At 59.5% G+C, this 8,546-nt stretch carries 7 protein-coding genes and 1 pseudogene; 2 read left to right on the top strand and 6 right to left on the bottom strand.

Annotated elements, in window-relative coordinates; translation table 11 throughout:
• A pseudogene (locus BF99_RS23510) lies at positions 1–300 on the top strand (hypothetical protein); the annotation flags it as partial.
• A gap of 540 nt (positions 301–840) precedes the next feature.
• Here the strand turns inward: BF99_RS23510 and ubiB are convergent.
• From ubiB to hslV, 6 genes are all read right to left on the bottom strand, one after another.
• Entirely contained in the window at positions 841–2,550 is a 1,710-nt protein-coding gene (gene ubiB / locus BF99_RS0116415; protein WP_025771903.1) for a ubiquinone biosynthesis regulatory protein kinase UbiB, read from the bottom strand.
• Positions 2,551–2,552: 2 nt separating this feature from the next.
• Positions 2,553–3,389, bottom strand: coding sequence for a ubiquinone biosynthesis accessory factor UbiJ (locus BF99_RS22185; protein WP_025771902.1), 837 nt, complete (start codon positions 3,387–3,389; stop codon positions 2,553–2,555).
• Positions 3,390–3,485: 96 nt separating this feature from the next.
• The gene (locus BF99_RS0116405) at positions 3,486–4,232 is read right to left on the bottom strand and encodes a class I SAM-dependent methyltransferase (protein ID WP_025771900.1); all 747 of its coding nucleotides are present in this window, start codon (positions 4,230–4,232) and stop codon (positions 3,486–3,488) included.
• Between the two features lie 98 nt (positions 4,233–4,330).
• Positions 4,331–4,708: a gamma-butyrobetaine hydroxylase-like domain-containing protein gene (locus tag BF99_RS0116400; protein ID WP_025771899.1), complete on the bottom strand. Its 378-nt coding sequence runs from the start codon at positions 4,706–4,708 to the stop codon at positions 4,331–4,333.
• Positions 4,709–4,760: 52 nt separating this feature from the next.
• Complete coding sequence (gene hslU, locus BF99_RS0116395; RefSeq protein ID WP_025771898.1) at positions 4,761–6,110, bottom strand: ATP-dependent protease ATPase subunit HslU; 1,350 nt, start codon at positions 6,108–6,110, stop codon at positions 4,761–4,763.
• 165 nt (positions 6,111–6,275) lie between these two features.
• Positions 6,276–6,836 (bottom strand): ATP-dependent protease subunit HslV, encoded by a 561-nt coding sequence (hslV, locus tag BF99_RS0116385; protein ID WP_025771896.1) that lies wholly within the window; start codon positions 6,834–6,836, stop codon positions 6,276–6,278.
• Between the two features lie 231 nt (positions 6,837–7,067).
• Here hslV and boxB point away from each other — a divergent pair, with 231 nt between their 5' ends.
• Complete coding sequence (gene boxB / locus BF99_RS0116375) at positions 7,068–8,489, top strand: benzoyl-CoA 2,3-epoxidase subunit BoxB (protein ID WP_025771894.1); 1,422 nt, start codon at positions 7,068–7,070, stop codon at positions 8,487–8,489.
• Positions 8,490–8,546: the final 57 nt, after the last annotated feature.

The following is an 8,546-nucleotide window of genomic DNA, read 5'->3' as shown; positions in this document are numbered from 1 at the left end:
GACAACGATGACGGCGATGAGAACGAAGGCATCGAGGACGAGAGCATCGAGGGCGAAGATGAGAGCGAGGTCGAGGGCGGCGGCGAAGATGAAAACAGCGGCATCGACGAGGGCGAGGGCGAAGGAGCGCAAGACAACGATGCGGATGAGCAAGCGGAGGGGGAGCCTGAGACTTCCTCCGAAGAGGAGAGCGATGAAACCCAAGTGTCCTCCCTTGCCGAAGACGACTTCACCCTCTACGAGGCTTTGAACCTCCTCAAAGGACTGCATATCCTCAACTCTCGCCCGACCAATCTTTGAAAGAGAAAAGAAAAAAGCCGGAAGGCGAAGGGCGCACCCCTTCCGGCTCGCTTCGAACCACCTTCGATTCATCTACGAGGGATCGGGCAAGACATCCGGATCGCCGAACCGTGCCACCGGCGATCTCCGCATTCGATATGAAATAACTTCAAGTCCGAGGGGATTGGCTTGCCTGTCGGAAGGGATCGGTGAGCGCTGTCGAAAGCACATCCACGACTCGGCCGGACGAGAAGCCGAGCGCTATCGACGGCTCGATGGCCACCTTCCTATCCTTCATCCGGCCTCGATAAGATGAAAGACGAGCGATCGAGTCATCGCTCGAAATCAAGCGAGATGGCTTTTATCTTGCCGGATGCCGCAAGACCGATGCGGCGTTCGATGGCCTGCATACGCCCTTTATGAAGTCGATACCCGATATGGCCGATTCGATCGTCGATCGAGATCTTGTCATCGCATCCTCTTCGAAGGCGCAATATCTCACGCAATATCTCGCTTTCACCCTCGGCTCCCCGCTTTCGATATTCGATCGATATCTTCCGATCAATATCTCGACGGGCGGCCATTGGATACCCCTTTCGGCCTTTTTCTTGCGCGATTGGACAGGGCCGCAAAAAAGACCGCAAGCCCGATACCGCCCAAGACCCACGAGGCCATCGGCACCCCCCACCAAGAGGCCCATTCCCGGGGGAAAAGGGCGAAGATCGACGCACTGACCACCATCGATGCGGCGAATATCGCAAGCACCGTCCGCCGATTCGCCTGTCGGATCTCCTCTTGGACGAGCGCCGCATCGATACCGGAGCGATCCTCGAGCGCCCCGCTACGGATTCGATCCAAAGCCTGATAGGCCAGCTCCGGCAAGGCGGGCAATGTCTCCCCCCATGTCGGGGCTTGATGCTTGATCTCTTTCAACAAGGCGCCGACGCCGATGCGTTCTCGCATCCAGCGTTCCAAAAAGGGCTTGGCCGTTTGCCAAAGATCCAGATCCGGATAGAGCTGACGCCCCATCCCCTCGATATTGAGCAAGGTCTTTTGCAGCAATACGAGCTGGGGCTGCACCTCCATGCGGAAACTGCGGGCGGTATCGAACAGACGAACGAGCAATCCGCCGAAGGATATCTCTTTCAGCGGCCGTTCGAAGATCGGCTCGCATACGCTGCGGATCGCGGCCTCGAAATCCTCGATGCGGATATCCGCGGGCACCCACTTCGATTCCACATGTAGCCGAGCCACCCGACGATAGTCGCGGTTGAAAAAGGCGAGAAAATTCTCGGCCAGATAGCGCTGATCCCGCTCCGAGAGGCTGCCCATGATCCCGAAATCCACCGCGATATAACGCGGATTCGAAGGGCGATCGGGATCGACGAAGATATTCCCCGGATGCATGTCGGCGTGGAAGAAGTTATTGCGCATCACTTGGGTGAAGAAGATCTCCACTCCGCGCTCGGCCAACGACTGCAGATCGATCCCCGCGGCGCGCAAAGCGGGGATATCGTTGACCGGAATGCCGCTGATCCGCTCCATGACCATCACCCGGCGACTGGTATGTTCCCAATACACTCGGGGCACATGGAGAAGTTCCGAACCCTCGAAGTTGCGTCGCAGCTGCGATGCCGAGGCGGCCTCGCGTAGCAGATCGAGCTCCCCCAAGATGGTCTTTTCGTACTCCGCCACCACCTCCGAAGGACGCAAACGGACGGCATCGCGCCAATACCTACCCGCCAACTCCGCCACCAGATACAACAGGCTGATATCACGTTCGATGATGCGCCCGATCCCCGGGCGCAATACCTTGACCACGACCTCGCTCCCGTCTTGAAGCTGCGCGGCATGGACTTGAGCGATCGATGCCGAGGCCAGCGGCTCCGGATCGAATTCACGGAAGACCTCATCGAGCGAGCGTCCGAGCTCCTCGCGCACGATCGCCATCGCCTGCTCTTTGGGAAAGGGGGGAACGTTGTCTTGCAAACGCGAAAGCTCGATCGCAATATCCGGCGGCAGCAGATCCTGCCTCGTCGACAGGATCTGACCGAATTTGACGAAGATCGGACCCAAATCCTCCAGCGCCCGCCGCAAGCGCACCGCCCTCGAACCCAAGCCCCGACGGGGAAGCCAATTCCACGGCAACAGGTACAGCAAGAAACGAAAGGAACGAAAGGGTTGGGTGGCGAGGACGATCTCGTCGAGGCCGTATCGAACCAAGACGAGATGGATACCGACAAGACGAAGGATGCGGCGAAGACCGACCATCGTCATTGCCCTTTCTTGCCCGAGGATTCCTCGAGCAGGGCGATTCGCGCTTCCAGCCGAGCGATATCGTCGCGCAGATCATCGACCGAACGCACGAATCGTTCGCCCTCGTCCTGCTTGGCCACCAGATCCGACTCGTATCGCAAATATTCGGATAGGTCGGCACAAAGAGCGCCCCCGGCTTCGCGCAAGCGCCCGGCGATATCACATACCCCTTGCACCAGCATCCGCGCCGGAATATCCCCGATGCGCCGGGCAACGAGTTCCTCGAAATCGATATCCATCTTGGACAGGATCGCCTGCAAGCGCGCCGCCAGCGCCGTATCGCCGTGCAATACGACATCCGCATTCAAGACCATCTCCTGACGATCGCCGGAGGCGGCGAAACGCAGCAAGGAAAAAGGGGTTCCGATGATCACGAGATCCGCAGCCGCCGGAGGCCGGGCTTCTCGCCCTCGAGTCCGCTCGAAAGGGGGCGCTCGCCCCCCGATCCCTCCCGACGGCGAGGCGATGCCATCCTCCTTGGCTTTTCGATCGCCCGATCTCACCGCCTCGTTCGTTTCCCGGATCGATCCGTCATTCGATAAATATCCGCAGACAAGAACATCCTTGGCCTTGAAAAGAAGGCGAATCCCGCCCGTTTTTTCCTCTTCATGGTCCTTGATGACGATATCGACGACCCTCCCCTCGATCTCCGCCAAGGCCTCCTTGGTATGCGGGTCGGTATCGAGCAGGTGGCGGATGAAGGACTCGATACCCGAGGCCCACCATATCCCGGCGCCCTCGCTTTCAAAGGGGGGATCTTGCGAAAATCGGGGATCGGATGACTCGGATGGCATGGTCGATTGTCGGGTTGGGCCTGCCCGGCGCAACAAGGGCCGGCGCCGATAAAAACATCGCTTATGGATGATCGCCTTTTCCCAAGGACAAGGCTTTCAAAGCCTGTAGCCCTTGTGAACGGCGACCACTCCGCCGCAAAGATTGTGGTAGGTGCAATGCTCGAAGCCCGCCTCGCGCATCGTCGCCAGCAAGGTCTCCTGATCCGGATGGCGGCGTATCGATTCCGCCAAATAGCGATAGCTATCGGCATCGCCCACCACCACCCGGCCGAGGAGGGGCAAGGCGCGAAAAGACCACAGATCGTAAGCCTGCGCCAATAGCGGCAGGGTCAAACGCGAAAACTCCAGCACCAATGCCATTCCCGAGGGGCGCAACACCCGCCGCATTTCGGCCAGCGCCCGCTCCTTGTGGGTGATATTGCGCAAGCCGAAACCGATCAACACCCGATCGAAGGTGCGATCGGGAAAAGGAAGGCGTTGGGCATCGCAGCGTACCGCCTCGATGGTGCCGACATGGCCTTTATCGAGCAAGCGATCGCGGCCCTTGGCCAGCATCGGGCGATTGCTGTCGGCAAGCACCACCCGCCCGCCGGGGCCGACCATCGGGGCCATACGAAGGCTCAGATCGCCGGTGCCCGCCGCCAGATCCAACACCCTCATGTCCTTGCGCACCCGAGCGAGATGGACCGCAAAATGCTTCCAAACACGATGCAGACCCAAGGACATCAGATCGTTCATCAGATCGTAGCGATCCGCGACCGAATCGAAAACCGCATCCACCCGGCGCGCCTTCTCGCCGACGGGGATCTCCTCGAATCCGAAGTGGGTGGTCCCTTCGCTCATGAAAATGCGCCGTATCGCTTCCGCTTTGCCCTTCCAAGGATTGCGAACGCCGGATCGATGCAATCGACGATCGAATTTCCCTAACGAAGAGAGATTGATCAACCTTTCGAACGACGGTGGCCGGCGGCCGCCAGTCGATCCAAATAGTCTTGCCATAAATCCTCTTGGCCGCCCCCCAACCGATACAACTCCTCCCACGAATAAAGCCCGGTATCGTGACCGTCGTCGAAGCACAGCCGGACCGCATAATTGCCGACGGGCTCGATGGTCTCGATGGCGACATTCTCCTTGCCGACTTGCAAGACTTCCTGACCCGGGCCGTGCCCTCGCACCTCGGCCGAGGGCGAATGAACCCGAAGATACTCCGCGCTCAAAGAATATTCCTCGCCGCTTTGGAAGCGGATATGCAGGATCCGCTCATCCTTTTCGTAGCGCAGTTCGGTAGGAACCGGGGGTTGATGATCCGATCGATTCACGGCTTTTCGCACCTCGTAGGGATTGAATCATCCCTCGCCTCCATCCCTTGCATCAAAGGATATAGCGAGAAAGATCCTGATTCGATGCAATATCGCGAAGATGCGAGTCGACATACGCCGCATCGATGAGCGTCGGCTGCGCCGAGCGATCCGCGCCGTTGAACGAGACCTCTTCCAACAGGCGCTCCAAGATCGTCTGCAACCGCCGGGCGCCGATATTCTCGGTGCTCTCGTTGACCTGCCATGCAATCTCGGCGATGCGCTGCAATCCTTGAGGGGTGAACTCGAGACTCACCTCCTCGGTGGCCAGCAAAGCGATGTATTGCTCGATCAGCGAATAATCCGGCTCTTCGAGGATGCGCAGAAAATCCGCAGCCCCCAAGGGGGAGAGCTCCACCCGGATCGGGAAGCGGCCTTGCAGCTCGGGGATGAGATCCGAGGGCTTCGACAGGTGAAAAGCCCCGGAGGCGATGAACAGGATGTGATCGGTGCGCACCATGCCATGACGGGTGGAAACCGTACTGCCCTCGACCAAGGGCAGGAGATCGCGCTGCACCCCCTCTCGAGAAATATCCGAAGCCCCATGACCGCTGCGACGGGAGACTTTGTCGATCTCGTCGATGAATACGATGCCATTTTGCTCCACATCCTCGATCGCCCGCGCTTTGATATCGATATCGTTGATCAGCTTGCTCGCCTCCTCCTCGGTGATGAGTTTGAAGGCATCCTTGATACGAAGGCGGCGCTGACGAGGGCGGCTCGACGTGATATCCTGCATCATATTCTGCAACTGACCGATCATCTCTTCCATCCCCGGCGGAGCCATGATCTCGACCCCGACCGAGGGGGAATTCAGCTCCACGTCGATTTCCTTGTCGTCCAGATCGCCTCGGCGCAGTTTGTCGCGAAAGACCTGCCTCGTGCTATCGCCGTCGCCGGGATCGTCCTGCTCCTTATCGTGTTCGGCCGGAGCCGGAGCATTGCGCGGCGGACGCAGCAGGATATTCAAAATGCGCTGCTCGGCCTCGTCCTCGGCGATATGCCTGACCTTTTCCGTCTCCTGCGCCCGATTGAGGTTGAACGATATATCCGTCAGATCGCGCACGATGGATTCCACATCGCGCCCGACATATCCGACCTCGGTGAACTTGGTGGCCTCGACCTTGATGAACGGAGCCCCGGCAAGTCGAGCGAGGCGGCGCGCGATCTCGGTCTTGCCCACCCCGGTGGGGCCGATCATCAAGATATTCTTGGGGGTGATCTCGGCCCGCAGCGCCTCGTCGACCTGCATTCGCCGCCAGCGATTTCTCAGGGCGATGGCCACCGCCCGTTTGGCATCATCCTGACCGATGATGTGTTTATCCAGCTCGTGGACGATCTCTTTGGGAGTCATTGCGCTCATATCAGGGAGTTTTCCGCCAAGGATCGGCGCCGGTTTCCCGCCGCGTTTTCAACGATCCATCGACTGTTCGGCTCGCCCTCGAAAGCATCGCCTCATCCGTCGATGCGGATGAACGATACGACAATCGGGCGATCGACATTCGCCGATGATTCAAGCGGCGAGGATTCAAGCGGGAAGAGGATGATCGTCGGGGCCGATTTCCTCGATGACGATCTCGTGGTTGGTATAAACGCAGATATCGGCGGCGATGCCCAAAGAACGCTCGACGATCGTACGGGCATCGAGATCCGTGGACTCCGACAAGGCCCTCGCGGCGGCCAAGGCGAAGGATCCCCCGGAGCCGATGGCGGCGATATCGCGCTGCGGGCTGATCACATCCCCGTTCCCGGAGAGCATCAACAGCTCCCGACGATCCGCAACCAGCAACAAGGCCTCGAGACGGCGCAAGGCGTTCTCGGTTCGCCAATCCTTGGCCAGCTCCACTGCGGCTCGGCTGAGATGGCCCGCATGCTGCTCCAACTTCGATTCGAAGCGCTCGAACAAGGTGAAAGCATCCGCCGTGCTGCCGGCAAAGCCTGCAATCACCCGATCTTTATACAGTCGCCGCACCTTGCGGGCATTGCCTTTGAGAACGATCGACTCCATCGAAACCTGCCCGTCGCCACCGATCACCACTTTGTCACCCCGCCGGATCGCCAAAATGGTCGTGCCGTGAAAACGCTCCATTTGCCCCTTTCGCTCCTTGCACCGGCCACGATCCGAAGGATCAATCCTCGATCTTATCCCATGCGCGCAAGATCCGTCGCCGATATCGCTTGAAATACCCTATGCGATGCCCGTGACTTGCGATGCCGATGGATCGTAGACTTCCTTTTTTCATCCTCGGCGCACCACGCGATCCCCCTACTGCCGGCCCATACCCTTGGCAAAATTCCCTTGGAACAGGAGCGATTGTCGATGTCATCGATCAACTACAGCGAACGCATCCCCAACAATGTCGATCTCGCATCGGATCGCCGCTTACAACGCGCATTGGAACACTGGCAACCGGCTTTCGTCGACTGGTGGCACGATATGGGTCCTGCGGGCAGCGCAGCGCACGAAGTTTACTTGCGCACCGCAACCTCGGTCGACCGCAAGGGATGGGCGAATTTCGGCTATACCCGCATGCCGGATTACCGCTGGGGGATTTTTCTCGCCGAGCCGGAGGCGGAACGACGGATCGGCTTCGGCGAACACTCGGGAAAACCCGTCTGGCAACAAGTGCCCGGGGAATACCGAGCCGCCTTGCGCCGCCTGATCGTCGTCCAAGGGGATACCGAACCGGCCTCGGTCGAACAGCAACGACACTTGGGACAAACCTGCCCTTCGAATTACGATCTTCGCAATCTTTTCCAGATCAATGTCGAGGAGGGACGCCATCTATGGGCGATGATCTACCTTCTGCACGCCTACTTCGGACGAGACGGGCGCGAGGAGGCCGATATGCTGCTCGAAAGACGCTCGGGAGACGCCGATCGCCCGCGTATCCTCGGGGCCTTCAACGAGCGCACCCCGGATTGGCTGGCGCTGTTCATGTTCACTTTCTTGACCGATCGGGACGGAAAATTCCAACTCCACTCCCTGACCGAATCCGCTTTCGATCCCCTCTCCCGCACCTGCCGCTTCATGCTCACCGAAGAGGCGCACCACATGTTCGTCGGCATCACCGGCCTTGCGCGGGTGGTGCAGCGCACCTGCGAGGTCATGCGCGATCACCCGAATCGACAAGCCCGAGAACTCGGAGTCATCGACCTTGCGACCTTCCAGCGCTATTTGAACTTCCATTTCAGCGTCACTTTGGATCTCTTCGGCTCGGAAGTCTCCACCAACGCCGCGGCGAGCTATACCGCCGGGATCAAGGGGCGTTATCAAGAGGCGCAGATCGAGGACGACCACCGCTTGGTGGATAGCGTCCGGCCGGTGTTGCGTTTCAAAGAAGGCGCCTTCGTGCACGAGGAGGTATCGGCCTTGGGGGCGATCAACGAAAGACTGCGGGATGATTTCATCGCCGATGTCGAAAACGGCATCGCTCGCCTCAACCGCATCATCCGCAGCTTTCAAGTGGAATTCGAGCTGCGCCTTCCCCATGTCGCCTTCAACCGCAAGATCGGGGAATTCTCCGAGATCCACATCGGTCCCTCGGGCGAGGTGATGGATGCCGAATCCTGGCAACGCAAGCGATACCATTGGCTGCCGAGCGAGGAGGATCGCGATTACGTTCGCTCCTTGATGCCCTGCGCCATCACCGAGCCCGGCCATTTCGCGAATTGGATCGCCCCGCCCCCCCGGGGGATCGACCAGCGACCGATCGATTTCGAATATGTCCGCTTGGACTGATCCCATCCTCGCCTCGACGATCTCCGATCCCTTCTCGGCCATCCCTTCTCGATGCCA

It is taken from the genome of Thioalkalivibrio sp. HK1 (genome assembly GCA_000583135.1).
Taxonomy (GTDB): Bacteria; Pseudomonadota; Gammaproteobacteria; order HK1; family HK1; genus HK1.
Note: the sequence above shows the minus strand (reverse complement) of the source record. Positions and strands in the feature narration are given on the sequence as shown.

What these genes read in the sequence shown, in the direction of transcription:
- ubiB (WP_025771903.1), bottom strand. Translation starts at nt 2,550, where the DNA reads ATGGTCGGTCTTCGCCGCATCCTTCGTCTTGTCGGTATCCATCTCGTC.
- BF99_RS22185 (WP_025771902.1), bottom strand. Translation starts at nt 3,389, where the DNA reads ATGCCATCCGAGTCATCCGATCCCCGATTTTCGCAAGATCCCCCCTTT.
- BF99_RS0116405 (WP_025771900.1), bottom strand. Translation starts at nt 4,232, where the DNA reads ATGAGCGAAGGGACCACCCACTTCGGATTCGAGGAGATCCCCGTCGGC.
- hslU (WP_025771898.1), bottom strand. Translation starts at nt 6,110, where the DNA reads ATGAGCGCAATGACTCCCAAAGAGATCGTCCACGAGCTGGATAAACAC.
- hslV (WP_025771896.1), bottom strand. Translation starts at nt 6,836, where the DNA reads ATGGAGCGTTTTCACGGCACGACCATTTTGGCGATCCGGCGGGGTGAC.
- boxB (WP_025771894.1), top strand. Translation starts at nt 7,068, where the DNA reads ATGTCATCGATCAACTACAGCGAACGCATCCCCAACAATGTCGATCTC.